Here is a 23,765-nt window from a genome sequence, read left to right on the forward strand (position 1 = left end):
CAGCGCGATGGCGCCGGCGCATTCCACGGATTCCCGCGTCAGTGCCGGCATTGTAGCGCTCGCTGCAATCGCGCTGCTGATCGGCGGCGCGTTTGCCGGCCTGCTTTTCGAGGGCGCCCATGATTTCTCGGGCGCCTGGGCAGCCTTCGATCCCTATCTGCTTCGCGTCATTCGCTTCACGCTCTGGCAAGCGGTCCTGTCGACGCTGCTTTCGGTCATCCCGGGGCTGTTTGTGGCGCGCGCTCTGTCGCGGCATCCACGTTTCTTCGGCCGCGCCTTCATCCTGCAGATCTTCGCCGTGCCGTTGGCGCTGCCGGCCATCGTTGCAGCGCTCGGCATCCTGGCGCTTTATGGCCGTGCCGGCTATTTCGCCGGCGTGCTTGCCGTTATCGGCGGCGGAAGCTGGCCGGGCATCTATGGCCTGTCCGGCATTCTCGTCGCCCATGTCTTCTTCAACCTGCCGCTGGCGACGCGGCTGTTCCTCGAGGCGCTGCAGACCATACCGGCCGACCAATGGCGGCTGGCGAGCCAACTCGGCATGGCGGCGCGGCCGGCGTTCCGGCTGATCGAATGGCCAACGCTGCGCGCCGCACTGCCCGGCGTCGCCGGGCTTGTGTTCATGCTCTGCATCACATCCTTCACGATCGTGCTGACGCTCGGCGGCGGGCCGGCCGCGACGACGCTTGAGGTCGGCATCTACCAGGCGCTGCGCTTCGATTTCGATCCCGCACGGGCCGTTGCACTGACGCTGCTGCAGATCGCCTTGACCTTTATCGTGGTGCTGGCACTGACGCGGCTAGGCGCCAATGTGGTCGGCGATACCAATTTGCCGGTCGCGCAACGCCGCTATCTCTCGGTCAATCGGAGCGAGACCTGGTTGAACGCGCTACTCATCGTCCTGGCGCTGCTGTTCGTTGTCGGGCCGATGGCGGCAACCGTGATGGCCGGATTGAGTGCCGATCTCGCCCGCTTGGCCGGCGAGGCCACTGTCCGGCAGGCAACGCTGACCAGTGCGGCGCTCGCCTTCCTGTCGGCGCTGCTTTCGGTGATGCTGTCGCTGGCGCTGACCATGGCGCGGCGGGCGCTGGCGCTGACCCGCCGTGCCGGCGCAAAGACACTGCTCGAACACGCGACCGATACAGGCGCCGGTTTTGTCCTGGTCGTGCCGCCGATCGTCGTCGGCGCCGGCTGGTTCCTGTTGTTGCGCCATGTCGGCGATGTCTTCGCCATCGCCCCGGTCATGGTCGTCACCGTCAACGCGGTGATGGCGATGCCGTTTGCGCTCCGCGCCGTGCGTCCCGCCTATGATGCAGCGAGCGAGCGTCACGAACGGCTCTGTGCACAGCTCGGCATTGCGGGCTGGAACCGGCTGATGCTGGTCGACTGGCCGTCGCTGCGGCGACCGCTCACCACGGCCTTCGCTTTCGCCATGGCGCTGTCGCTCGGCGATCTCGGTGTCATTGCCTTGTTCGGCAGTGATTCCGTGCAGACATTGCCCTACCTTCTTCTGGTTCGGATGGGCAGCTACCGCACCGAGGATGCCGCCGGCCTCGCACTGCTGCTCGGCCTCGTCTGTCTCGCGTTGATCGTGGCGGCGCACTGGCTGGGAAGGGAGGAGGTCCGTGATGCGTGAAAAGGCGGCCAACGGGCTCGCGAAGGGCGCGCCGGTGCGGCTGGACAAAGTGTCGTTCAGCTATGGCAGCTATGGCGAGGCGCCGCTTGTTTTCGATGTCGAGTTTGCCGCGGCGACGATCACCGCCATCATGGGGCCGAGCGGTTCGGGCAAGTCGACACTGCTCAATCTGGTCGCCGGCTTCGAGACCCCACGGTCGGGCCGCGTGCTGGTCGGCGGTGTCGATGTCAGCGCCGAGCCGGCCTCGGCGCGGCCGGTGTCGATGGTGTTCCAGGAGAACAATCTCTTCGCGCATCTTTCCGTCGAGCAGAATGTCGGGCTCGGCCGCTCGCCATCCCTGCGGCTGACCGAGGCGGACCGCGCCGCGGTCGCCGAGGCGCTTGCGCGCACCGGTCTTGCGGGCAAGGAGAAACGCCTGCCGCGCGAGCTCTCCGGGGGCGAACGTCAGCGCGTCGCCCTGGCCCGCGTGCTGGTGCGCGACCGACCGGTGTTGCTGCTCGACGAGCCCTTCGCTTCGCTCGGACCGGCTTTGCGCGACGAGATGCTGGACCTGGTTGCCGCCGTTCATGCCGAACGCGCCATGACAGTGCTATTCGTCACCCACCAGCCGGAGGATGCACGCCGCATCGGCGAGCATATGGTGTTTGTCGACAATGGGTTGGTCGCCGCCACCGGCAAGGCTGATGATTTCTTCGCCGGGGCTGGTCCGGAGGCGTTCCGGCGCTATATCGGCGCGGGTGCCGGATATTCCACATCACGCGATGTTGCCCGGAAGCGGACATAATTTACGGTCAAACCGGCTCCAGGCGATGTGGCGTTTGCTTGCCATGACCGGGGGAGTGTGGCTAGGTCCGCCCTACCGGTCCGGCACAGGCCGTGATTTGCCTGCAGTATCCGGCGCCCGCCCCTGGGATGGGCCGCGGATACTGCAGCAGTTTGAGATATGGCACGTGAACATTCTGAAGATCGTCCCCGATTTTCAATGTCATGTGCCGGGACCCGAAAGGAAGCCGTTCTGGCGATCGGCGCTAACACATTGGGAATGAAACCGCTGGCGCGCTTTCTCGCGCTGGCCGGCTTTGCCGTGGCGTTGGCAAGCTGCCAGATGTTCACGCCGCCGGAAGTTCAGGAATCCGGCTTCCAGCCTTCCGACAAGCCGATCACGGTGGACAATGTCGGCGCCAACAACAAGCTCGCCGAATTGGCCAGGGCGCAGCATCCGCGCATCCTGGCGACCTATGGCGGCGAATATTCCGATCCCAAGCTCGAGCGCATGGTCGCCAAGGTGGTCGGTAGTTTGACGGTGGTGTCCGCCAACCCGACACAGACCTATCGCATCACCATTTTGAATTCGCCCAATGTCAATGCCTTCGCGCTGCCGGGCGGCTATCTCTACATCACGCGCGGCCTCCTGGCGCTGGCCAATGATTCGGCCGAGCTTGCCGCTGTCATCGCGCATGAGATGGGCCACGTCACCGCCAATCACGGCTTGCAGCGCCAGCAACTCGAGGCAGAGGAAGGCTTGGCGACCAAGGTGGTTTCCGATGTGCTCGGCGACAGCCCGACCGCCAAGGCGGCGTTGATCCGCGGCAAGCTGAGGCTCGCGCAATTCTCGCGCAACCAGGAACTGGAAGCCGACGCCATCGGCATCAAGTCGATCGGCGAGGCCGGCTACGATCCTTTCGCCGCCGGCCGCTTCCTGCAATCAATGTCGGCCTACACGGATTTCCGCTCGATCAGCGGCGCCACCGACGCCAGCCTCGACTTCCTGGCCACGCACCCCAATACGCCGCAGCGCATCGATCTGGCGCAGCGCCATGCCCGCCAGTTCGGCGCGCCGGGCGTCGGCACGCGCGACCGCGATTCCTTCCTCGCCGGCATAGACGGCCTGCTCTATGGCGACACGCCGGAAGAAGGCTATGTGCGCGGCGAAACCTTCCTGCATCCGGGCCTTGGCGTTTCGTTCACGGTACCGGACGGCTTCATCATCGACAATTCGGCGGCAGCGGTGACGGCCACCGGCCCCGGCGACATAGCGATCCGTTTCGATGGCGTGTCGATCGACAAGAACCGGGCGCTGACGGACTATATCCGCAGCGGCTGGGTGGCTGGTCTCGTCGACAGCAGCGTCAGGCAGGAAACCATCAACGGCAACGAGGCAGCGACCGCGCATGCCGGCGCCGAAGGCTGGCAGTTCGACATTGCGGTGATCCGCGCCGGCGGCCAGGTCTACCGGCTGCTGACCGCGGCCCCTTCGGCCAGCACGTCGCTGGACACAATCGCCCGCTCGGTCAGCGGCTCGTTCCGGATCTTGAGTGCCGCCGAAAAGGCGGCGCTGAAGCCGCTGCGCATCCGCGTCGTCACTGTCCAGCCTGGGCAGACGATGGGTTCGCTTTCGGCGCAGATGGTCGGCGTCGACCGTAAGCTCGACCTGTTCCGCGTCCTCAACGCGCTGTCGCCTGGTGCGGCGGTTTCGGCCGGCGACAAGGTCAAGATCGTCACGGACAAGTAGGCACCTCCGGACGCCTGCCGCCGTTCAGGCGGCAGTCGCCATGAACTCCGGATTCTGCTTCACCAACGCGACCTTCAGCTTTTCCATGGCGCGGGCCTCGATCTGGCGGACGCGTTCCTTGGAGATGCCGAGGGTTTCGCCGAGCGCTTCCAGCGTCGCGCCCTCGTCGTTAAGCCGGCGTTCCTCGATGATCCTCAACTCCCGTGCGTTGAGCGCGCGAAGCGCCTCCCTCAGCCAGAGCGAGCGGCGCGCGACATCGATCTTGTCGCCGACGATCTCGTCGGGCAGCGGATCGTCCGAGACCAGGAAATCCATGCGCTCGGTCGAACCCGCATCGTCGGCAACCGGCATGTTGAGTGAGGAGTCGGGAGCCGACAGCCGCGAATCCATCATCGCCACGTCGGCTTCGGAGACGCCGAGTGCTTCCGATACTTCGCGATAGAGCGTTGCGTTTGACAGTGGCTCGGCGCCATTCGCCAGCCGCGCGCGCAGGCGTCGCAGGTTGAAGAACAGCGCCTTCTGCGCCGAGCTGGTGCCGCCACGCACGATCGACCAGTTGCGCAGGATGTAGTCCTGCATCGAGGCCCGGATCCACCATGTCGCATAGGTCGAGAACCGCACCTCGCGCTCCGGCTCGAAGCGGGCGGCGGCCTCGAGCAGTCCGACATGACCCTCCTGGACCAGGTCGCCGAGCGGCAGGCCGTAATGGCGGAATTTGGAGGCCATGGAAATGACCAGCCGCATATGCGCGACGGTGATGCTGTGCAGCGCGTTCTGGTCGTTGTCCTCTTTCCAGAGCAATGCAAGCCGATGCTCTTCGTCACGTTCGAGGTAGGGAGCCTTCATTGCCGCGCGGACCATGATCCGTCCTGCCGTGTCTTCCATCATGAGGCGCTCCCTGGGTGGTGCGGATGACTTTGCAAACTTGGCTGGCGCCCGGGTTGAAATGGCGGCGCCGTGCCCTAGAACAGCCAGAACTGCCATGCGCGGGAAAGGTTCCGCGACCGTGGCTGCGGGATTGTGTTGCCCGACGGGCTCCGGGGATGATCCGCGACAGTTCTGGTGTCGGCTGGAAAGCGCCAGTTTGAGTATGCGATTTCAGAAACTGGTTGTTTTTGGAATTCTGCTCCTTATTTTTTCGGCTTGCATCTGTCAGTTTCCAGCGCTCACAATATGCCGGTCGGCCGGCCAAGGACGGGATCACAGAAAAATGAAATGGCTCAAGTCGCTCATCATCGCCGGAACGCTGCAGGCCTTGGCTGTCACCGCAGGCCATGCCGGCGCCAATCTCGACCAGATCAAGCAGGCCGGGGTCATCAAGGTCGGCACGGAAGGCACTTATGCGCCATTCACCTATCATGACACTTCGGGCGCACTGGTCGGCTTCGACGTCGAAATCGCCAAGGCGATCGCCGACAAGCTCGGCGTCAAGGTCGAATTCCTCGAAGGCAAGTGGGACGGGCTGATCGCCGGCCTCGACGCCAATCGCTATGACGCCGTCATCAACGAGGTCGGCATCACCGATGCCCGCAAGGCCAAGTACGACTTCTCCGATCCTTACATCGCCTCCAAGGCGGTGCTGATCGTGCGCGGCGACAACACAGACATCAAGACCTTTGCCGATCTCAAGGGCAAGAAGTCGGCGCAGTCGCTGACCTCGAATTTCGGCAAGCTGGCCGAAACGAACGGCGCCGAGCTGGTCGGCACCGATGGCTTCGACCAATCGATCCAGCTGCTTCTGACAGGCCGTGCCGACGCCACGATCAATGACAGCCTGTCGTTCCTCGACTTCAAGAAGCAAAAGCCCGACGCCAATGTGAAGATCGCCGCGCAAGAGGAAAACGCCGACTATTCCGGCGTCATCGTGCGCAAGGGCGATCCGGAGCTGGTCGCGGCGATCAACAAGGCGCTGGCCGACATCAAGGCCGACGGCACCTATAAGAAAATCTCCGACACCTATTTCGGCCAGGACGTTTCGAAGTAATCTATGAGGCGGGCCGCTCCGCGGCCCACAGGACATATCGAGCGGCGAGCCGTCTTTGACGGTCCGCCGCTTTTGTCGTGATATGTCGCGCCTCGACGAAGCCTCGACTTATTTGGAGGATGTTACGTGCCGCACTGGCTGCAACTGATGCTGGAGTCGCTGCCTTCGCTGTTGTGGGCGGCGCTGATCTTCACCGTGCCGCTGACGCTGTTGTCCTTCGTCCTTGGGCTGACCGTTGGGTTGGGTGCGGCGCTTGCCCGGCTGTTTGGTCCGAAACCGCTGGTCGCGCTGGTGCGCTTCTATGTCTGGATCTTCCGCGGCACGCCGCTGCTGGTGCAGCTGTTCCTTATCTTCTACGGCCTGCCGTCGGTCGGTATCCTGCTCGACGCCTTCACGGCGGCGTTGATCGGCTTCACGCTCAACATCGGCGCCTACACGTCGGAAATCATCCGCGCGGCCATAGGCTCGGTGCCGAAGGGCCAATGGGAAGCGGCCTATTCGATCGGCATGACCTGGAGCCAGGCGATGCGGCGCACCATCCTGCCGCAAGCCGGCCGGGTCGCGGTGCCGCCGCTTTCCAACACCTTCATCTCATTGGTCAAGGATACGTCGCTGGCCGCCGCCATCACCGTGCCGGAGATGTTCCAGGCGGCGCAGCGCATCGTCGCCACCACCTATGAGCCGCTGATCCTCTATGTCGAGGCGGCGATCCTCTATCTGGCGCTGAGTTCGGTGCTGTCGGCCTTGCAGACGCGGCTGGAGACCCGGCTCAACCGCTATGGCGGCTTCCTGGAGGCACGCTCATGATCGGCCTCAGCAACATCGAAAAGCGCTTTGGCGACAATCTCGTGTTGAAGGGCGTGACGGTCACCATTGCCGAAGGCAGCGTCACTGCGCTGGTCGGCCCGTCGGGCGGGGGAAAGAGCACCCTGCTGCGCTGCATCAACCTCCTGGAGATCCCGACCTCGGGCACGGTGCGCATCGGCGACGAGACGCTCGAATTCCATCCTGGTGGCAGGGTTCCGGCCAGGGATATCCAGCGCCTGCGGCTGCAGACCGGCATGGTGTTCCAGAACTTCCAGCTGTTTCCGCATCGCACCGCGATCGAGAACGTCATGGAAGGGCTGGTGACGGTGCTGAAATGGGCGCCTGAGAGGGCACGCGAGCGGGCGCTGGCTCTGCTGGAGAAGGTGGGGATGGCGCACAAGGCCGACGCCTGGCCGGCGACGCTGTCGGGCGGCCAGCAGCAGCGCGTGGCGATCGCCCGCGCCTTGGCGCCGTCGCCGAAAGTGCTGCTCTGCGACGAGCCGACCTCGGCACTCGACCCGGAACTGGCGCAAGAGGTGGTCGACGTGCTTGGCAAGCTCGCCAGTGAAGGCACGACCATGGTGATGGCGACGCATGATCTGCGCCTCGCCTCCAAGATCGCCAAGGAAGTGGTGTTCCTCGATGCCGGCGTCGTCGTCGAGAAGGGACCGGCCGCGGTGCTGTTCAACAATCCGGAGCAGCAACGGACGAAGCGGTTCATTGCGACGCTGAAGCAGGAGGCTGAGAAGGAAGGCGGCGGCGGGTAGGCGCGGCCTAGGGTCTGTAGAATTCGGGCGATGGCCCCGAAGGCGCGCCGGTTCCGGTATATCTTGCCGGATGCGCGAGCAGGCCGTCAGCCATCCTTCGGCATATCGGGCCTTGCCGCCAGCAGCCGCTGAAATTTCACCGTCAGATCTCCCCCGAAATCGCGGCTCTTCATTTGCAGGTTCAGATATGATGGCTGACGAGCGCCACGCCAAGTCCGATGAGGATCGAACCGCATGTCTTGGGGATCACCCATCCGGCGCCAGTGAACCGGCCAACGGCGAGCGAGGCGATGCCGACCGCCGCAAGGTCGGCCATCGAGAAGATGAGATTGACGATGATGCCGAGGATGAGGAACTGCAACCCGACGGCCATGCCGGCTGACGGATCCACGAACTGCGGCAGGAAGGTCAGGAAGAACAGTGCCGTCTTGGGATTGAGGATCTCGACGACCATGCTGTCGCGAAATGTATTCGGGGCCGGCCTGGCACCATCCTCACCCATCCGGTTCCAGCCCAGGAACATGGCAAGGCCCAGCGAAATGAGATATGCGGCGCCCGCCCATCGGATCACCAAGAAAGCGACCGGCGCGTGTTCCATCAGTGCGGCGAGCCCGACCGCCGCGGCCAGGATGTGCACGTAACAACCAAGATGGACACCCAGTGCCGCCATCAATCCGGCCTGACGGCCATGGGCCAGCGTCTGCGCTGTCATGTAGAGAATCGCCGGTCCTGGCATGCAGGCGAAGGCGAGCGTTGCGAGGGCGAACGGAATCCAGAGATCCAGCGATGGCATGACAGCTCCTCCCATGATCAAGCCGTGGGAGGAGTAGGCCGGGGGGCAGGCCGAAAACATACGGCGGATGCCGTATTTGGATGATGATCGGGTTTGGCTAATCTGCCGATGGTTAAGGGGACGTTGCCGGGTTGCCCATTGTCGCGGCTGCGATATCAGCCGGTGGGCAATCCCAGACGAACCGCGTAGGCGGTCAGTTCGGCGGTGTTGTGGAGACTGAGCTTGCCCATCAGATTTTCGCGATGTTTGCGAGCGGTCGGCAGGCTGATGCCCAGTCGTTCGGCGATGTCGCGCGTGATCATGCCTTGCGCCACCAGTTGAAGGATCTGCCGTTCGCGCCGCGTCAGCGGTACCGGGGACAGGATTTCCTGCGCGGCTATCGGCTCGCTTTCCCTGCCTATATCGCTGACCGCGAAGCGAACGGTTTTCGCCAGATAGGTGCCTCCGTTCTTGACCGCTTCGATGGCAGCGCCGAGTTCCTCTGGATCGCCATCCTTGGTCAGGTAGGCGTTGGCGCCGGCGCTGAGCGCGGCGCGTACTGTCCTCGGCTCGACATTGGCCGTCAGCACCACGATCCGCAGGCGTGGCGCCAAGGTCCTGATGGTGGCGATAAACTGCATCCCGGTCACACCTGGCATGCCGAGGTCGAGGATCAAAAGGTCGGCGCGCGTGCTTCGCAGCTGGCCAAGCAGCGCCTCGGCATCCGCAGCCTCGGCGACGACCGAGATATTGTCCATAGCCGAGATAAGCAGCTTCAGCCCCTCGCGCACGATGGCATGGTCGTCGGCGAGTATGGCGGTGAGCGAGCGGTTCATCGGGGCACCATCCAGGGCTGCAGCGGCGTATATGGATCGATCGCCAACTTATGCGAAACAGGTTGCCGGTAGATCAACGGTACCGGGGAAGACCGGCCGGAGAATTACTTGGGACAATTGGAGGGATTCGATGCAGGAAGACAAGATACGCCAGGCCCTGGTCGAACTCCTGTATCGCAATTCCTACGGCGTGGTCATCTCCAACATCGTGATCTCGATGGCGGCGGTCTATGTTCTGAGAACGGCCGTTTCCGCCAATTGGCTGACCGGCTGGCTGGCGGCGCTGTATCTGCTGACGGCTATCCGGGTGCTGGCGTCGCGCCGTTTTTTCAGCCGCTCAAGGGATCGCGGCTCGATCTTGCACTGGGCATGGCTGGCCACGGCGTTTTCCTGTATGTCGGGCCTTCTGTGGGGGGTGCTTGGCTGGGTCGGCTTTATGCCCGAGGCGCCGATCGTGCTGTCCTTCACGGTCATCGTCCTGACTGGTCTCGTCTGCGGTACGGTGCCGTCGCTGTCGGCCTTTCCGCCGGCGCTGGTCGGTTCCATCCTGGCCACGGTGGTGCCGGTCGCCTTGCGCTGCTTGACCACCCAAAGCGATATTTCCGGCGCCTTCCTGTTCCTGCTCGCATCGCTGGTGGCGATCAATTTCTACTACTGCCGTATCACCTACCGCATGCTGCGCGAAACCGTCAGCCTGCGACTGGAGAACGAAACGCTGGTCGAGCACCTGCAAGAGGAACGCGACAGGGCGCAGACCGCCGACCGTGCCAAGACGCGTTTTCTGGCGGCGGCGAGTCACGATCTGCGCCAACCGATCCATGCCCTGAGCCTGCTGGTCTCGACGCTTGCCATATTGGGGCAGCGCGGCGACGTACCCTCCGGCGAGGCGCGCGATCTGGCCAGCCGGGCGAAATCGGTTGTCAGCAACTTCAGTGGGCTGCTCAACGCTTTGCTCGATATCTCGCGGCTCGATGCGGGCATCGTCACGGTCGCGAGCGAGGCGGTGCCGCTGCGCGACCTCTTTGGTGATCTTCGCAATGAATTCGCCGCCGAGGCAAAACAACGCGGACTTACGTGGCGGGTGGTAGACAGCAGTCTCTACGTCGACAGCGACCCGATGATGTTGAAGCGCATCCTCAACAACCTGGTCTCGAATGCCCTTCGCTACACCAAGCAAGGTGGTGTCCTGCTGGGCTGTCGCCGGCGCGGCGCATGTGTGGAGATACAGGTCCTCGACAGCGGCCCCGGCATCCCCGCCGATCAGCAGGGGATGGTCTTCGAGGAGTTCGTGCAGTTGCAGAACCCGGCGCGGGACCGCACGCAAGGCTTGGGACTCGGGCTCGCCATCGTTCGCCGCACCGCCGAGCTGTTGGGGCACCCCCTGAAATTGGCTTCGACGTCCGGGCGCGGTTCCCTGTTTTCCATCACCGTCGCGAAGGCCGGCGCGGTGCAAGCTCGCTTGGAGGTCGACACGACATCGCCGGCCAGCAGTGCCGCCGGCATCATGGTGGTCGAGGACGAGGGCGACGTTCTCGATGCCATGGTGCGCTTGCTCAGCCTGGAGGGACATCGTGTCTATCCCGGCCGCTCCGCCGCAGAGGCGCAGGAGGCCCATACGGCGGCGCTGGCTGCCGGCGATGCGCCGGTCGACCTGATCATCGCAGACTACCGTCTCGAGAATGACACCACCGGCACCGACGCGATCCGTGCGCTTCACGCCCATATCGGCTGGCTTGTCCCGACCATCATCATTACTGGCGATACGTCGCCGGCGCGCCTCAAGGAGATCAGCGCCAGCGGCAGCCGCATCCTGCACAAGCCGATCGCCGACGAGGAATTGCGCGAGACCATTGCCGCGGTCTGCTTTGGCGGCAAGGCGATAAGTGGCGACACACGTTAAAACGAAAACGCGCGCTCGACGGCTCGGTGTGCCGGCAAGCCGCGATGCAGCATGCTGATGCGCAGGGCCTACCAACCTCGAAGCTGCCGCCCGAAAGCAAAAGAGGCCCCGGTCAAACCGGAGCCTCCAATCGTTTCTGGCAGGATTTCTCGAAAGGTGAGAAAGATCAGGCAGCTTCTTCCTGCTCGGCCTCTTCATTGTCGGCCTTGGCGCCACGCTTAGGGCCCTTGTTGAGGTTGACCTCGATCAGGCGCACGGCTTCGGTTTCCGACATGCGGTTGACGGCCGCGATCTCGCGGGCCATGCGGTCGAGCGCCGCCTCGTAGAGCTGACGCTCGGAATAGGACTGCTCCGGCTGGTTGTCGGCGCGGTAGAGGTCACGCACGACTTCCGAGATCGAGATCAGGTCGCCCGAATTGATCTTCGCATCATATTCCTGGGCGCGGCGCGACCACATGGTGCGCTTGACGCGGGCGCGGCCCTGCACGACCTTCAGCGCGCGCTCGACATAATCCTCTTCCGACAGCTTGCGCATGCCGATGGAGGTCGCCTTGGCGACCGGCACCTTCAGGCGCATCTTGTCCTTCGAGAAGTCGATGACGAACAGTTCCAGCTTGTGTCCAGCAACTTCCTGCTCGTCGATCGAGACGATCTGGCCGACGCCATGCGCCGGGTAGACGATGTACTCGCCGGTCTTGAAACCGTGACGCGCAGCGGTGGACTTCTTCTGCGGGGTGATCGTTGCCATTGCGCACTGAACTCCTTGTTGTGGTACCGGCGTCCTGCCGGCCCGAACTCGCGCGATCGGAGAAACCGACCGTTAGCCGCACAACAGATGAACCCATCGGAAAAGCCGGACCGGCAAACCGCAACATCGCGACCGCCTGGCCCAGATCGCTCTGGTCCGAATGGGATTTTCACCTTTCAGTGATTTGGGGCGTCTGCGCCATAAATCGACGTTGTGTCACCGGCATGTTTCGCTGATGTAACACAAAAAGTCGGAAGAATCAAGGTTTTGCTGCATACGCGAAGGCCACAACCCGGCGCCGGCTGTCAAGCCGGTTAATGTGACGTGCCTCTTACCCTGCGTAATACCGGCCTCTGCGGCCGTATTGTCAATCGCCTTCGCCGGGCTCGGCGGAGAAGTATTTCTCGAACTTGCCGGCCTCGCCGTCGAAGGATTTCGCGTCTGCCGGCGGTTCCTTCTTGGCGGTGATGTTAGGCCATTTCTCGGCGTATTCAGTGTTGACCTGCAGCCATTTGTCGAGGCCGGGCTCGGTGTCGGGCTTGATCGCGTCGGCCGGGCATTCCGGCTCGCAAACACCGCAGTCGATGCACTCGTCGGGATGGATGACGAGCATGTTCTCGCCTTCGTAGAAACAATCGACCGGACAGACCTCGATGCAGTCCATGTATTTGCATTTGATGCAATTGTCGGTCACGACATAGGTCATCGGTCGGCTCCGGGACGTCCCATTTTGTTGGGCTTTTTCCGTCAGGTAACGCCTTTGGCCGCTGCTTGCAAGGGCAGCCATTCCTGTCGGCATCAGCGTTTCGAAATGGAATTCCAGGCAGCCGGCGCCCCAGAGGCCGGCGACCTCATGCAGGGCTTCCTGTTTGCCGGGTTCAGTTTTGCTTCAAACACGTCGTTATCCTGGCAAGCGCCGCCTGTTTTTGGACGCCAGGCATCAATCTTCGCCGAGCAATCGGTCGGTCTGGCGACGTTCCTTCTTGGTCGGGCGGCCGCTGCCGGCCTCGCGCAGCCCCGGAATTGCATCGGGAGGGGCTTCGCCCTTCGGTGCGGGCGGTGGCGACATATCCTCGTAGAGCGTACGGGCTTCCTCGGCCGGGCCGCGTCGCGCACCCGCGCCGAGGACCTTCCAGATGAAGATGCGCCGCTCGAGCGTGATGGTCAGGACGTCGCCTGGCTTGACCTGATCGGAAGCCTGCGCTGCTTTGTCGCGATTGATGCGGACCCGGCCGGCGACGACCAACTTCGCCGCCAGCGAGCGCGATTTCACGACGCGGGAGAAGAACAGCCATTTGTCGATGCGCTGGCGGCCTTCGGCAACCATCGAAGCGAGCCGGGTTCTACTTCTTCAATTGGTCGCGCAGAGCGGCGAGCTTGGCGAAGGGCGAATCCGGATCGAAACGCACCGGGCGCTCCTCGCGCGGCTTTGGCTGGAAGGCGGGCTTGCCGCCTTGCGGACCACCCTTGCCATCCGGCCTGCCACCCTTCCAGTCGGGACGGCCTTCGCGGCGGTCGGGACGCTCGCCCTGCGGCCTGTCACGTCGCTGTTCGCCTTCGGCCTGCGGCTTGGGTTTGAACTTCGAGCGGTCGAAGCGCGGCTTGCCGGCTCCATCGCGCCGTCCTTCATGGGCCGGACGCTCTCCGGGTGCAGCGGCGTTCGGTGCGCCGGCGTCCGCAGGCGCATCGCTTCGGCCGCGCGCTTGTCCGTTGCGTGGGCGATTGTTCCTGCGGTTGTCGTCGCGGTTGCGCGGGCGCTGTTCGAAACGACCCTGACGCCACAACAGGATGGGTTTTGGCGCTTCGGCTTCCGGGGCGGGTTCCCCGGTGGCTGCTTCAGTCACCGTCACGGGTTCGTCCGGCGCGGCGTCCGTTGCCGGCGCGGCATTTGACACCAGCTCGGCCGGTGCAACTTCTTCTGCCGCTGCGGCTTCAGTCTCGGCAGCTTCAGCCTCTGCCTGCGGTTCAACCGGTGCCGGTTCAGCAGCAGCCTCGGCAACAGGCGCTTCGTCTTGCACGGTTTCGACCGGAGCGTCCGCCTGTTCTCCCACGGCAGGCGCAGCAGGTTCCGCCGCGGCGTCGGAGGTCATTTCGGCCGCCGTTTCCGAAACGGCCACTGCGTCCGATGCCGGCTCCGACCCTTCGACTGCTGCCTCTGCTGCGGCGTCCGCCGCCTTGGTCTGCTCGGCTCGTGCAGCCTCTTCCGCCGCAAGCTTCGCCATCGCTGCTTCGCGCGCGGCATTGTCCTGTGCTTCGAGCCGCGCCTTGACCTCGACGGCCGGCTTCGGCTCGGCACGGTAGCCGAGACCTTTGAGGATCTCTTCCATGTCGTCCGCGGTGGCGCCGAGGATCGACATCATCGGCGGCGTCACCATGAAGGACTGGCCGTCATAGGCGCCGTCCGGGCGCTGGCCGAGGCCGGGCTTCCAGTTGGTCGCCGGACGGATCAGATCCGCCAGCCGTTCCAGGATGTCGATGCGCACGGCGCGACGGCCGAGATTGCGGTAGCCGGCAAGCTTGTAGAAGGTCTTGTCGAAGGCGGGGTCGATGACCACCGAGGTGCGACCCGAGGCGAGCGCATGGACCACGTCGCCAAAACCTGGCTTGTCCTTGCCGTCGTTCTTCAGCGCCCACAGCAGCGTCACCAGCCCGGCAGGCGCCGGCTTGATCAGCGCCGGCACGAAGACATGGTAGGCGCCGAAGCGCACGCCAAGCCGGCGAAGGGCTGCGCGGCCTTCCTGGTCGAGCGACTTCATCTCCTCGGCGATGTCGCGGCGGTTGATGAGGCCGAAATTCTCGACCAGCTGGAAGGCGATGCCACGGCCGATGCCGGAAATCTGGTCGGCATTTTTCAAGTCGACCAGCGGCTTCAGCAGCGACTCGATCTGGAAATTGACGAAACGCTCGGCACGCGCGGCGACCTTGTCGCGCGCCGGGCCGGTCAGCTGTTCGTCGGCCAGCAGCACCAGCCGCGGCTTCAGCGCGTCTTCGCCTGATACAAGCGTGCCGATCGGCGCACCGATCCAGCGCAGCGTGCCATCCGACCCGAGCGCGATATCGCCATTGGCCGAGGCGCCGAAGCGTTCGGCGCGCGCCTCGAACTCGGCGGCCAGCGCCTTCTGGGCAGCGGTGCGCACCGCCTTGGCGTCTTCGCCGCCGGCGGTCTGGTCGGCGGTGAAGCGGAACCCTTGCAGCTCGCCGACATGGTGGCCTTCGACAAGGACGGTTCCGGTAGAACTAATTTCGGCTTCAGGCATGGTATTTTCTCTAAGGCGCCGCATGAGGACGGAAGTCCTGCGGTCTACGAAGCGTTTCGTCAACCGCTCATGCAGCGCATCCGACAATCTGTCTTCGATTTCGCGCGTCTTTTCCTGCCAGTGTGCCTGATCGGCCAGCCAGCCGGGCCGGTTCGACACGAATGTCCAGGTGCGGATCTGGGCAATGCGATGCGAGAGCGTATCAATGTCGCCCTCTGTTGTGTCGGCGCGGCGCACCTGCTCGGCCATGTAATTCTCGTCGACATGACCGTGGCGTGCGAGGTCCGTGTAGATCGAGGCAATGAGGTCGGCATGTTGGGCCGGCGCGATCCTGCGGTAGTCGGGCAGCGCGCAGGCTTCCCACAGCAGCGCCACGCGCTTGGCATTGGTGGTGAGTGCGCGGATGTCCTCGTCGCGCGACAGATGCTCGAGCGCCTGTGCATCGACGGCAGGCAATGCCCGTGTCAGTCCCTCGACCGGGGCGTTGGTTTCGATCGAGCGCTTCAGCGCGTTGAGGCTGGCAAAGTCGAAATGTGCGGTGCGCCATTGCAGCACCTTCACCGGGTCGAAGTCGTGGCCTTCGATCTTCTTGATCAGATCCTCGTCCAGCGGGTCGACCTGGCCGGTGACACCGAACGTGCCGTCGCGCAGATGCCGGCCGGCGCGGCCGGCGATCTGGCCAAGCTCGGCCGCCGTCAGATTGCGGTACTGGAAGCCGTCGAACTTGCGATTCTGGGCGAAGGCGACGTGGTCGAGATCGAGGTTGAGACCCATGCCGATGGCATCGGTGGCGATGAGGTAGTCGACATCGCCGGACTGGAACAGCGCCACCTGGGCGTTGCGGGTGCGCGGCGAGAGCGCGCCGAGCACGACGGCGGCACCGCCCTGCTGGCGGCGGATCAACTCGGCGATGGCGTAGACCTCGTCGGCGGAAAAGGCGACGATCGCCGTGCGCCGCGGCAGGCGGGTCAGCTTCTTGGAGCCGGCATAGGCAAGATGCGACAGCCTCGGCCGCGTCACCACCGAGACACCCCTCAGCAGGCGCTGCAGGATACTTTGCATGGTGGCGGCGCCCAGCAGCAGCGTTTCCTGGCGGCCGCGCAGGTGCAGGATGCGATCGGTGAAGATGTGGCCGCGCTCGAGGTCGCCGGCGAGCTGCACCTCGTCGATGGCGACGAAGGCGGCGTCGGTCTCGCGCGGCATGGCCTCGACGGTGCAGACCGAATATTTGGCGCCCGGTGGCTGGATCTTTTCCTCGCCGGTAATCAGCGCAACCTTGTGGGCGCCGACCTTTTCGCAGACGCGGGCGTAGACCTCGCGCGCCAGAAGCCTGAGCGGCAGGCCGATGATTCCACTCTCATGCGCCACCATGCGCTCGATGGCGAGATGGGTCTTGCCGGTGTTGGTCGGCCCGAGCACGGCGGTCACGTCGCGGCCCGACAGGATCAGCGGCTCAGTGTGTTTGGGCTGGATGTTCATCAACCTAGAATAAGGCTTCCGGGACCTGGAGATAAGGCTTCTGGCCTCTGGTTGTCGGGAGCGTGCCTCAAATGGGCGCGTATGACAGGCGACACATAGGGATTTCGGGCGCGAAGCGAAAGCGGAATGTTCCGTCGGCGGCCAGAAGGTGGTTCTGTCAAGCTCTCAATCAGATGCGGATTAACGGATAGAACGAGTCTGGAACGAATCGGCGACGAATCAGTGACTCCTGCAGATTCAGCTTTTGTTCACGGCTATATGTGGATTTCGCGACCACGACACGCACCACATGCTGAATCGCTGAACTGGCCCGTTTCGTGCTAAGAGGGCATTGCCATTAACCTTTGTCGATAAACGATCACAGTGGCTTGGCATGCCTCGACCAAGGTTATGAAATTGTTGATCTTTCTTAATCCGCGTTAAGCAACTAGCAGGCGATTCCGGCTGTCGTCGTTAACGTTCAGCTCAAAGCCGGAACGAATCGGCGACGAATCAGCGATAGCGGAATTTTCCCGTTTTGTTCACCCCAATATCTTGTGTTGTGAACAGCTTATCCACCGAGAATCCACAGGCTTGGAAGCAGGTTTCGCACAGGCCGGCCGGGCCGCTGTTAGCCTCTGCGTGCCGGATTGGGTCAGCAGCCGTGCTGTCACTTCGAAGGACCATGGCGCCAACGAAAACGGGCCGGCGCGCCGGCCCGTCGATCTCTGCGCCTACATCGCCGTCGTCAGGCGAAATACTGGCCGCCATTGGCCGTAATGGTCGAGCCGGTGATGAAGCCGGCATCTTCGGATGCGAGGAAGACGACGCAGCGCGCGATTTCCTCGGGCTCACCGAGGCGGCCGACAGGAATCTGGGGAATGATGCGCTCGTTGAGCACCTTCTCGTCGATCGCCTTGACCATCTCGGTGGCGATATAGCCGGGACAGATGACGTTGACCGTGATGCCGGCGCGCGCCCCCTCTTGGGCGAGAGCCTTGCTGAAACCGATATCGCCGGCCTTGGCGGCGGAATAGTTAACCTGGCCGGCCTGGCCCTTCTGGCCGTTGATCGAGGAGATGGTGATGATGCGGCCGAACTTGCGGTCGCGCATCCCGCTCCACAGCGGATGCGTCATGTTGAAGACGCCGGACAGGTTGGTGTCGATGACCTCTTTCCACTGCTCGCGCGTGATCTTGTGGAACATGGCGTCGCGGGTGATGCCGGCATTGTTGACCAGCACCGAGACCGGGCCGAGATCGGCCTCGACCTGCTTGATGCCGGCGGCGCAGGCATCATAGTCGGCGACCGACCATTTGTAGACCGGAATGCCGGTCTCAGCCTTGAATTTCGCCGCTGCGGCATCATTGCCGGCATAGTTCGCCGCAACCGAATAGCCGACGGTCTTCAATGCGATCGAGATCGCCGCGCCGATGCCGCGCGATCCGCCTGTGACGATTGCTACCTTGGTCATGCATTTCCCCTTTTTTGATATCGCCCTGTTGTCGGGCTTGGCAGGCACTGGATACAGAACGGGCGGCTAAAGCGCGTCGCGCTGAAGTAGGTTCAGGCGATGCGCTTCAGCTGTTTGGTTTTATGCATGTCGGTGTTCCCAAAACCGCTGCGCACTTTTGGGCGACATGCATGCACGCCGCCCGTTTAGTGACTTTCTTCAGAGTGCTTCGACACACATGGCGACGCCCATGCCGCCGCCGATGCACAGGGTAGCCAGACCCTTCTTGGCGCCGCGCCGGCGCATTTCGAAGACCAGCGTGTTGAAGACGCGAGCGCCGGACGCACCGATCGGATGGCCGATGGCGATGGCGCCGCCATTGACGTTGACGATCGAGGGATCCCAGCCCATGTCCTTGTTGACGGCGCAGGCCTGCGCCGCAAAGGCTTCGTTGGCCTCGACCAGGTCGAGATCGCCGACCGACCAGCCGGCCTTTTCCAAGGCCTTGCGCGAGGCGGGAATGGGTCCGGTGCCCATGATCTGCGGATCGACGCCGGCGGTTGCCCAGGACACGATGCGCGCCAGCGGGGTGATGCCGCGCCTCACCGCTTCCGCTTCGCTCATCAGCAGCGCGCCGGCGGCGCCGTCATTGATGCCGGAGGCGTTGGCGGCGGTTACCGTGCCGTCCTTGTCGAAAGCCGGTTTCAGCTTGGTCATGGCGTCGATCGTGGCGCCGTGGCGGATGTATTCGTCCTGGTCGACGATGGTGTCGCCCTTCTTGCCATTGATGGTGACGGCGACGATCTCGTCCTTGAACTTGCCGGCCTTCTGCGCGGCCTCGGCCTTGTTTTGCGAGGCGAGCGCGAACTGGTCCTGGTCTTCGCGGGTGATCTGGAACTGACGCGCGACGTTTTCGGCTGTGTTGCCCATGTGGTAACCGTTGAAGGCGTCCCACAGCCCGTCCTTGATCATGGTGTCGATCAGCTTGAAGTCGCCCATCTTGACGCCGGCGCGCAGGTGCTGGGCATGCGTCGAAAGCGACATCGATTCCTGGCCTCCGGCGATGATCACCTTGGCATCGCCGATGGCGATCTGCTGCATGCCGAGCGCGATGGCGCGCAGGCCCGAGCCGCAAACCTGATTGAGGCCCCAGGCGGTGGTTTCCTTGGGCAGGCCGGCATTGATCGATGCCTGGCGGGCCGGGTTCTGGCCTTGCGCGGCGGTCAGCACCTGGCCGAGGATGACCTCGTCGACCTCGCCTGGTTCGACGCCGGCGCGTGACAGCAATTCCGTGATGACGACGGCGCCGAGCTCATGCGCCGGGGTGGCGGCGAAAGCGCCGTTGAAGGAGCCGACCGGCGTGCGCGCCGCACTGGCAATGACGATGGAAGCGGACATTTTCTTCTCCAGACTTCAAGGGTGTTGCTCTGTCGTTGGGGACTTTTCTTGCCCTTTCCCAACCCCAAGTCAAACCGGAAATGGGCATGGCGCCCATGCGCCGCAAGCAGGCCATGCCTTGCCATGGCGGCCATTCGTCCATTGCTGCGCAGCATATTTTGCCTGCCATGCAGCATTTAGTGATCCCGCACTGCACAAACTGCTTGGAATTGTGAGGCTTTTGCGCATATCCTCAAAAAAGGCACAATCGTTATCGGCGGCTTACTCAGAGGCGCGCCGGTGTCCCCGGGAGGATGTAGATGGCCGCTAAAGACGATCCGATCATCATCAAGAAATACGCCAATCGCCGCCTCTACAACACCGGCACCAGCACCTATGTGACGCTCGAGGACCTCGCCGAGATGGTCAAGAAGGGCGAGGAGTTCACCGTCCAGGACGCCAAGACCGGCGACGACATCACGCATCCGGTGCTGACCCAGATCATCTTCGAACTGGAGAACAAGGACGGGCAGAACATGCTGCCGATCCCGTTCCTGCGCCAGCTCATCGCTTATTACGGTGACCAGATGCAGATGATCGTCCCGAGCTTCCTCGAACAGTCGATGCTTGCCTTTTCCAAGGAGCAGGAGCGCTTTCGCGAGCAGATGAAGGGGGCGCTCGGCAAGTCGCCGCTCGACATGATGAAGATCACCACGCCGATCAAGGCGCTGGAGGAACAGACGCGCCGCAACATGGAAATGTTCCAGAATGCGATGCGGCTGTTCACGCCGTTCCCGCCCGCTGGCTCCGCGCCAGCCGCTGCGACGTCGCCCGAGCCGGCCAGGAAGGAAACGCCTGACAAGCCCGACGATCTTCAGGAACTGAAGGACCAGATCGCGGCCATGCAGCGCAAGCTCGACACGATGTCCTGAGCGCCTGGCGTTCTTGCGGCCTTACACCAGCACGCCCTCATAGCGGCCGCGCGGCCGGATGACACTTCCGCTTGTTATCTGTTCGACCGTGTGCGCGGCCCAGCCGACGCTGCGTGCGAGCGCGAACAGGCGGAACGGTGCATCGCGCGGCAAGCCTAGGCTGCGCGTCAGCGCGGCCAGCCCAAAGTCGATGTTGGGAAGCGCGCCGGTCGCCGCAAAGGCAGCGTCGCGCAGCGACGATAGTGTGCCGTCAACCTCGATCACCGACAGCAGCGCCGCCCCGCGGGGGTCGCCGTCAGGATAGAGCTGATGACCGAACCCCGGCAGCGGCCGGTCATGGCTGAGCCAGCGCCGGATCGTCGCATCGGCGCCATGCCGCGCCGCATCCTCCGCCAGTTGCATCACCGCCTCGCCGGCGCCGCCATGGCGCGGGCCTGACAGCGTCGCGAGCCCTGCCAGCAGGCAAGCGGCCAGCGGCGCGCCGGTCGAGGCTGCGACGCGCGCGGCGAAGGTCGACGCATTCAGTTCATGATCGGCAAGCAGGACAAGCGCACGGCGGATCGCATCGGCGCGGCCGGCATCCACCGACCAGTCCTGCGCAAGCCGCCGATGGACGGGATTTGATCCCGCCGGTGCGCCCAGCGCGGCGGCCAGCACGCCGACCGCGTGCGCGGCATCGGCATGCAGCGAGGCGGCGCTGCGCCCGAGCGACGGGCGCCCCTGGCCGGCAAGCACGGCAAGTTGCGCAAAGGCCGAGGCTCGGCCAGCTTGATGGGGTGCGTCCGGCGACGCTGCTTCGAAAGCCACCGGTTTCGGCAGAGCCCAGAGAACGGCGGCGGCTTCTTCCAGTGTGGCGTGCCCGGAGAGCACTGCGGCGTCCTGCCCGCGATAGATGAGCCGACCGTGCGAGACGGTCGAAATCGCCGTTACGATCGAGGGCTCGCCCCAGGCGATGGCGCTTTCGGCGATGACTGACGGGCTGCGGCCGCGCGCCCGGCGGGTCGCCAGTGCGGCGATATCGTCGGCGCGGTACTGGCTGCGGCGCGGATCGGCGCGGTCGGGCCGCATGCCGATGCGCCCACGGCTGACATAGGCGTACAGCGTCTGCGCCCGCACCTTGAGCCTCTCCAGCGCCTCTTCCCGGGACAACCACTCGGACATATCGAGCCCTGATATTGATTCTATTGATCAAGATTGATGGAAACGTTGCCCATCTCTATCTCCGATCCGGAAATGCTTCAAGGAGACAGGCTATGGCGAATGGGCTCGATGATGTGGTGGCGGCGGAAACCGTGCTTTCCGATGTGGATGGTCTTGGCGGCCGTCTGACGATCCGAGGTCATTCGCTGCCGGAACTGGCCGGCCGTTGGAACTATGCCCAGGTGGTTAGGCTGCTGCTGGATGGCTTTTTCAACGACCTTCCCGATGATGCGCAACTGACGCGGGCGCTGGGACAGGCGCGTGCGGACGTGTTCGAACGGCTCTTGCCCTCGCTGCCTTTGCTGGCGCCCCTCGATGTCTACAGCGCCATGCGCGCCGGCATCGCGCAGCTGCCGGATGGCGAGACCTTGACCGACGCCTTGCTGCTGATCGCGGCGCCCGCCGTGCTGACGCCGACGCTGCTGCGCCTGCGGCGCGGCGAGCAGCCGATCGCGCCGGACAGCCGCACCGATCATGCCGCCGACATGCTGAGGATGCTGAGTGGTCGCGTCGCCTCGCCGGCGCTCACAAAAGCGCTCGACACCTATCTGGTGACCGTCTGCGACCATGGCCTCAACGCATCGACCTTTGCGACGCGCGTGGTCGCCTCCACGCAGGCCGGCCAGACATCCTCTGTGCTGGCCGGGCTTGGCGCGCTCAAAGGGCCGCTGCATGGTGGCGCGCCTGGCCCCGTCATCGAGATGCTGGATGCGATCCAGGCGCATGGCGATGCCGCCGGCTGGCTGCGCAACGAGATCGCGCGCGGCAGGCGCATCATGGGGTTCGGCCATCGCATCTACCGTGTGCGCGATCCGCGCGCCGATGTGCTGAAGGCCGTGGTGCGGCAACTCGGCGGCGAGGGCGAAACCGGTCGCCGGCTGGCCTTTGCGGAGACCGTCGAGCAAACGGCGCTCGAGGTGCTTAGGATCGCAAAGCCGCAGCGTTCGCTGCAGACCAATGTCGAGTTCTACACCGCGCTGGTGCTGCAAGCGGCGGGCTTTCCGCCGCAAGCTTTCAGCAATGTCTTTGCCGCCGGGCGCGTGGCCGGCTGGATCGCGCATGCGCGTGAACAGCAGACGACTGGACGGCTGATCCGACCGCAGTCGCGCTATGTCGGGCCGGTGCCGGACCTGGTCGCCTGAGGTTCTTTCGGCGCCTGGCGAGCGACACCGATCCGATCAGGATCCTCCTGGTGAGCGGCCGTGTGGCCGCCCATGACGAAAATTTCATCTCGTCGAAAAATTCTGGCCGCTGTTATTGCGTCGCATTGAGCATATATGCTGCACTGCAACATAAGATCGCTCTTGCCGCAACCAGAGGATTTCGACCTTGGCCGCCAGAAAAACCGCAGTCATCACCGGCTCCACATCGGGCATTGGCCTGGCCATCGCCCAGGCGTTGGCGGCCGAAGGCCATAATGTCGTCGTCAACTCCTTCTCCGACACGGCTGCCGACCACGCCATCGCTGACGCGATCGCCAGACGGCACAAGGTGAAGACGGCCTATATCAAGGCCGACATGTCGAAGCCGGCCGAATGCCGGGCGCTGATCGCCAAGGCGGCCGAGACATTCGGTTCGGTCGATATTCTCGTCAACAATGCAGGCATCCAGCATGTCGCGCCGGTGGAAGAGTTTCCGATCGAGAAATGGGACGCCATCATTGCCATCAACCTGTCGTCGGCGTTCCACACCATCGCGGCCGCCATCCCGCAGATGAAAAAGGCCGGCGGCGGCCGGATCGTCAACATCGCCTCGGCGCATGGCCTGGTCGCGTCGCCGTTCAAATCGGCCTATGTCTCGGCCAAGCACGGCATCATGGGATTGACCAAAACCGTTGCGCTCGAACTGGCGCGCGAAAAAATCACCTGCAACGCCATCTGCCCCGGCTATGTGCTGACGCCGCTGGTCGAGGCGCAGATCCCCGACCAGATGAAAGCCCATCAGATGGACCGCGAGACCGTCATCCGTGAGGTCATGCTGGACAAGCAGCCGACCAAGGAATTCGTCACGGTGGAGCAGATCGCGGCAGCGGCGGTGTTCCTGTGCTCGGACGCGGCGGCGCAGGTCAACGGCACGCATCTCTCGGTCGATGGCGGCTGGACCGCCGCGTGAGGCGCAAAACTCTCTCA

General features: G+C 64.0%; 21 protein-coding genes. 11 read left to right on the forward strand and 10 right to left on the reverse strand.

Annotation, left to right across the window (positions count from 1 at the left end; all coding sequences use genetic code 11):
• Positions 1 to 7 precede the first annotated feature (7 nt).
• From thiP to A9K65_RS06760, 3 genes are all read left to right on the forward strand, one after another.
• Entirely contained in the window at positions 8 to 1,633 is a 1,626-nt protein-coding gene (gene thiP / locus A9K65_RS06750; RefSeq protein ID WP_064995974.1) for a thiamine/thiamine pyrophosphate ABC transporter permease, read from the forward strand.
• Positions 1,626 to 2,417: a thiamine ABC transporter ATP-binding protein gene (gene thiQ / locus A9K65_RS06755; RefSeq protein ID WP_063169190.1), complete on the forward strand. Its 792-nt coding sequence runs from the start codon at positions 1,626 to 1,628 to the stop codon at positions 2,415 to 2,417. The genes thiP and thiQ overlap by 8 nt, the downstream gene beginning before the upstream one ends.
• 258 nt (positions 2,418 to 2,675) lie before the next feature.
• On the forward strand, positions 2,676 to 4,145 hold the full coding sequence (locus A9K65_RS06760; RefSeq protein WP_024502938.1) for a M48 family metalloprotease: 1,470 nt from the start codon (positions 2,676 to 2,678) through the stop codon (positions 4,143 to 4,145).
• Positions 4,146 to 4,169: 24 nt separating this feature from the next.
• On the opposite strand, the gene A9K65_RS06765 is transcribed toward A9K65_RS06760, so the two are convergent.
• Positions 4,170 to 5,033, reverse strand: a complete 864-nt coding sequence (locus A9K65_RS06765; protein ID WP_027162506.1) for an RNA polymerase factor sigma-32 — start codon at positions 5,031 to 5,033, stop codon at positions 4,170 to 4,172.
• 322 nt (positions 5,034 to 5,355) lie between these two features.
• Between A9K65_RS06765 and A9K65_RS06770 the strand changes: the two genes are divergently transcribed.
• The 3 genes from A9K65_RS06770 to A9K65_RS06780 all read left to right on the forward strand — a co-directional run bounded on the left by A9K65_RS06770 (position 5,356) and on the right by A9K65_RS06780 (position 7,703).
• Complete coding sequence (locus A9K65_RS06770; protein WP_064995900.1) at positions 5,356 to 6,129, forward strand: amino acid ABC transporter substrate-binding protein; 774 nt, start codon at positions 5,356 to 5,358, stop codon at positions 6,127 to 6,129.
• 126 nt (positions 6,130 to 6,255) lie between these two features.
• Positions 6,256 to 6,936: an amino acid ABC transporter permease gene (locus A9K65_RS06775; protein ID WP_013529174.1), complete on the forward strand. Its 681-nt coding sequence runs from the start codon at positions 6,256 to 6,258 to the stop codon at positions 6,934 to 6,936.
• Positions 6,933 to 7,703: an amino acid ABC transporter ATP-binding protein gene (locus A9K65_RS06780; RefSeq protein ID WP_013529175.1), complete on the forward strand. Its 771-nt coding sequence runs from the start codon at positions 6,933 to 6,935 to the stop codon at positions 7,701 to 7,703. Before A9K65_RS06775 ends, A9K65_RS06780 begins: the two co-directional genes overlap by 4 nt.
• Positions 7,704 to 7,884: 181 nt before the next feature.
• Here A9K65_RS06780 and A9K65_RS06785 read toward each other — a convergent pair whose 3' ends face one another.
• Together A9K65_RS06785 and A9K65_RS06790 are read right to left on the reverse strand one after the other, a co-directional pair.
• Positions 7,885 to 8,496 (reverse strand): LysE family translocator, encoded by a 612-nt coding sequence (locus tag A9K65_RS06785; RefSeq protein ID WP_024502939.1) that lies wholly within the window; start codon positions 8,494 to 8,496, stop codon positions 7,885 to 7,887.
• 155 nt (positions 8,497 to 8,651) lie between these two features.
• Positions 8,652 to 9,311, reverse strand: a complete 660-nt coding sequence (locus tag A9K65_RS06790) for a response regulator transcription factor (protein WP_064995899.1) — start codon at positions 9,309 to 9,311, stop codon at positions 8,652 to 8,654.
• A gap of 130 nt (positions 9,312 to 9,441) precedes the next feature.
• Here A9K65_RS06790 and A9K65_RS06795 point away from each other — a divergent pair, with 130 nt between their 5' ends.
• Positions 9,442 to 11,211: an ATP-binding protein gene (locus A9K65_RS06795; RefSeq protein ID WP_064995898.1), complete on the forward strand. Its 1,770-nt coding sequence runs from the start codon at positions 9,442 to 9,444 to the stop codon at positions 11,209 to 11,211.
• 166 nt (positions 11,212 to 11,377) lie between these two features.
• On the opposite strand, the gene A9K65_RS06800 is transcribed toward A9K65_RS06795, so the two are convergent.
• From A9K65_RS06800 to A9K65_RS06825, 6 genes are all read right to left on the reverse strand, one after another.
• Positions 11,378 to 11,959 carry a CarD family transcriptional regulator gene (locus A9K65_RS06800; RefSeq protein WP_013529179.1) on the reverse strand — a complete coding sequence of 194 codons (582 nt, stop codon included), beginning with the start codon at positions 11,957 to 11,959 and terminating at the stop codon, positions 11,378 to 11,380.
• Between the two features lie 367 nt (positions 11,960 to 12,326).
• Positions 12,327 to 12,665, reverse strand: a complete 339-nt coding sequence (gene fdxA, locus A9K65_RS06805; protein ID WP_013529180.1) for a ferredoxin FdxA — start codon at positions 12,663 to 12,665, stop codon at positions 12,327 to 12,329.
• A gap of 234 nt (positions 12,666 to 12,899) precedes the next feature.
• Positions 12,900 to 13,286: an RNA-binding S4 domain-containing protein gene (locus tag A9K65_RS06810; protein ID WP_013529181.1), complete on the reverse strand. Its 387-nt coding sequence runs from the start codon at positions 13,284 to 13,286 to the stop codon at positions 12,900 to 12,902.
• A gap of 16 nt (positions 13,287 to 13,302) precedes the next feature.
• Positions 13,303 to 16,695, reverse strand: coding sequence for a helicase-related protein (locus tag A9K65_RS06815; RefSeq protein ID WP_064995897.1), 3,393 nt, complete (start codon positions 16,693 to 16,695; stop codon positions 13,303 to 13,305).
• A 727-nt stretch (positions 16,696 to 17,422) separates the two neighbouring features.
• A complete protein-coding gene (phbB, locus tag A9K65_RS06820; RefSeq protein ID WP_013529183.1) occupies positions 17,423 to 18,148 on the reverse strand; it encodes an acetoacetyl-CoA reductase in 726 nt (241 codons plus the stop codon).
• Positions 18,149 to 18,346: 198 nt separating this feature from the next.
• Positions 18,347 to 19,525, reverse strand: a complete 1,179-nt coding sequence (locus tag A9K65_RS06825) for an acetyl-CoA C-acetyltransferase (protein ID WP_064995895.1) — start codon at positions 19,523 to 19,525, stop codon at positions 18,347 to 18,349.
• 86 nt (positions 19,526 to 19,611) lie between these two features.
• Between A9K65_RS06825 and A9K65_RS36465 the strand changes: the two genes are divergently transcribed.
• Both A9K65_RS36465 and phaR read left to right on the forward strand, forming a co-directional pair.
• Entirely contained in the window at positions 19,612 to 19,740 is a 129-nt protein-coding gene (locus tag A9K65_RS36465) for a hypothetical protein (protein WP_255337222.1), read from the forward strand.
• An 84-nt stretch (positions 19,741 to 19,824) separates the two neighbouring features.
• Positions 19,825 to 20,436, forward strand: a complete 612-nt coding sequence (phaR, locus tag A9K65_RS06830; RefSeq protein WP_063169186.1) for a polyhydroxyalkanoate synthesis repressor PhaR — start codon at positions 19,825 to 19,827, stop codon at positions 20,434 to 20,436.
• Between the two features lie 21 nt (positions 20,437 to 20,457).
• On the opposite strand, the gene A9K65_RS06835 is transcribed toward phaR, so the two are convergent.
• Positions 20,458 to 21,597: a citrate synthase gene (locus A9K65_RS06835; protein ID WP_064995894.1), complete on the reverse strand. Its 1,140-nt coding sequence runs from the start codon at positions 21,595 to 21,597 to the stop codon at positions 20,458 to 20,460.
• Positions 21,598 to 21,689: 92 nt separating this feature from the next.
• Between A9K65_RS06835 and A9K65_RS06840 the strand changes: the two genes are divergently transcribed.
• Together A9K65_RS06840 and A9K65_RS06845 are read left to right on the forward strand one after the other, a co-directional pair.
• Positions 21,690 to 22,778 (forward strand): citrate synthase/methylcitrate synthase, encoded by a 1,089-nt coding sequence (locus A9K65_RS06840; RefSeq protein ID WP_064995893.1) that lies wholly within the window; start codon positions 21,690 to 21,692, stop codon positions 22,776 to 22,778.
• Between the two features lie 178 nt (positions 22,779 to 22,956).
• The gene (locus A9K65_RS06845) at positions 22,957 to 23,748 is read left to right on the forward strand and encodes a 3-hydroxybutyrate dehydrogenase (protein WP_064995892.1); all 792 of its coding nucleotides are present in this window, start codon (positions 22,957 to 22,959) and stop codon (positions 23,746 to 23,748) included.
• Positions 23,749 to 23,765 lie beyond the last annotated feature (17 nt).

The sequence above is a fragment of the Mesorhizobium sp. WSM1497 genome, assembly GCF_001672455.2.
Classification (GTDB): Bacteria; Pseudomonadota; Alphaproteobacteria; order Rhizobiales; family Rhizobiaceae; genus Mesorhizobium; species Mesorhizobium ciceri.

What these genes read in the sequence shown, in the direction of transcription:
- thiP (WP_064995974.1), top strand. Translation starts at nt 8, where the DNA reads ATGGCGCCGGCGCATTCCACGGATTCCCGCGTCAGTGCCGGCATTGTA.
- thiQ (WP_063169190.1), top strand. Translation starts at nt 1,626, where the DNA reads ATGCGTGAAAAGGCGGCCAACGGGCTCGCGAAGGGCGCGCCGGTGCGG.
- A9K65_RS06760 (WP_024502938.1), top strand. Translation starts at nt 2,676, where the DNA reads ATGAAACCGCTGGCGCGCTTTCTCGCGCTGGCCGGCTTTGCCGTGGCG.
- A9K65_RS06765 (WP_027162506.1), bottom strand. Translation starts at nt 5,033, where the DNA reads ATGATGGAAGACACGGCAGGACGGATCATGGTCCGCGCGGCAATGAAG.
- A9K65_RS06770 (WP_064995900.1), top strand. Translation starts at nt 5,356, where the DNA reads ATGAAATGGCTCAAGTCGCTCATCATCGCCGGAACGCTGCAGGCCTTG.
- A9K65_RS06780 (WP_013529175.1), top strand. Translation starts at nt 6,933, where the DNA reads ATGATCGGCCTCAGCAACATCGAAAAGCGCTTTGGCGACAATCTCGTG.
- A9K65_RS06785 (WP_024502939.1), bottom strand. Translation starts at nt 8,496, where the DNA reads ATGCCATCGCTGGATCTCTGGATTCCGTTCGCCCTCGCAACGCTCGCC.
- A9K65_RS06790 (WP_064995899.1), bottom strand. Translation starts at nt 9,311, where the DNA reads ATGAACCGCTCGCTCACCGCCATACTCGCCGACGACCATGCCATCGTG.
- A9K65_RS06795 (WP_064995898.1), top strand. Translation starts at nt 9,442, where the DNA reads ATGCAGGAAGACAAGATACGCCAGGCCCTGGTCGAACTCCTGTATCGC.
- A9K65_RS06800 (WP_013529179.1), bottom strand. Translation starts at nt 11,959, where the DNA reads ATGGCAACGATCACCCCGCAGAAGAAGTCCACCGCTGCGCGTCACGGT.
- fdxA (WP_013529180.1), bottom strand. Translation starts at nt 12,665, where the DNA reads ATGACCTATGTCGTGACCGACAATTGCATCAAATGCAAATACATGGAC.
- A9K65_RS06810 (WP_013529181.1), bottom strand. Translation starts at nt 13,286, where the DNA reads ATGGTTGCCGAAGGCCGCCAGCGCATCGACAAATGGCTGTTCTTCTCC.
- A9K65_RS06815 (WP_064995897.1), bottom strand. Translation starts at nt 16,695, where the DNA reads ATGAACATCCAGCCCAAACACACTGAGCCGCTGATCCTGTCGGGCCGC.
- phbB (WP_013529183.1), bottom strand. Translation starts at nt 18,148, where the DNA reads ATGACCAAGGTAGCAATCGTCACAGGCGGATCGCGCGGCATCGGCGCG.
- A9K65_RS06825 (WP_064995895.1), bottom strand. Translation starts at nt 19,525, where the DNA reads ATGTCCGCTTCCATCGTCATTGCCAGTGCGGCGCGCACGCCGGTCGGC.
- A9K65_RS36465 (WP_255337222.1), top strand. Translation starts at nt 19,612, where the DNA reads ATGGCGCCCATGCGCCGCAAGCAGGCCATGCCTTGCCATGGCGGCCAT.
- phaR (WP_063169186.1), top strand. Translation starts at nt 19,825, where the DNA reads ATGGCCGCTAAAGACGATCCGATCATCATCAAGAAATACGCCAATCGC.
- A9K65_RS06835 (WP_064995894.1), bottom strand. Translation starts at nt 21,597, where the DNA reads ATGTCCGAGTGGTTGTCCCGGGAAGAGGCGCTGGAGAGGCTCAAGGTG.
- A9K65_RS06840 (WP_064995893.1), top strand. Translation starts at nt 21,690, where the DNA reads ATGGCGAATGGGCTCGATGATGTGGTGGCGGCGGAAACCGTGCTTTCC.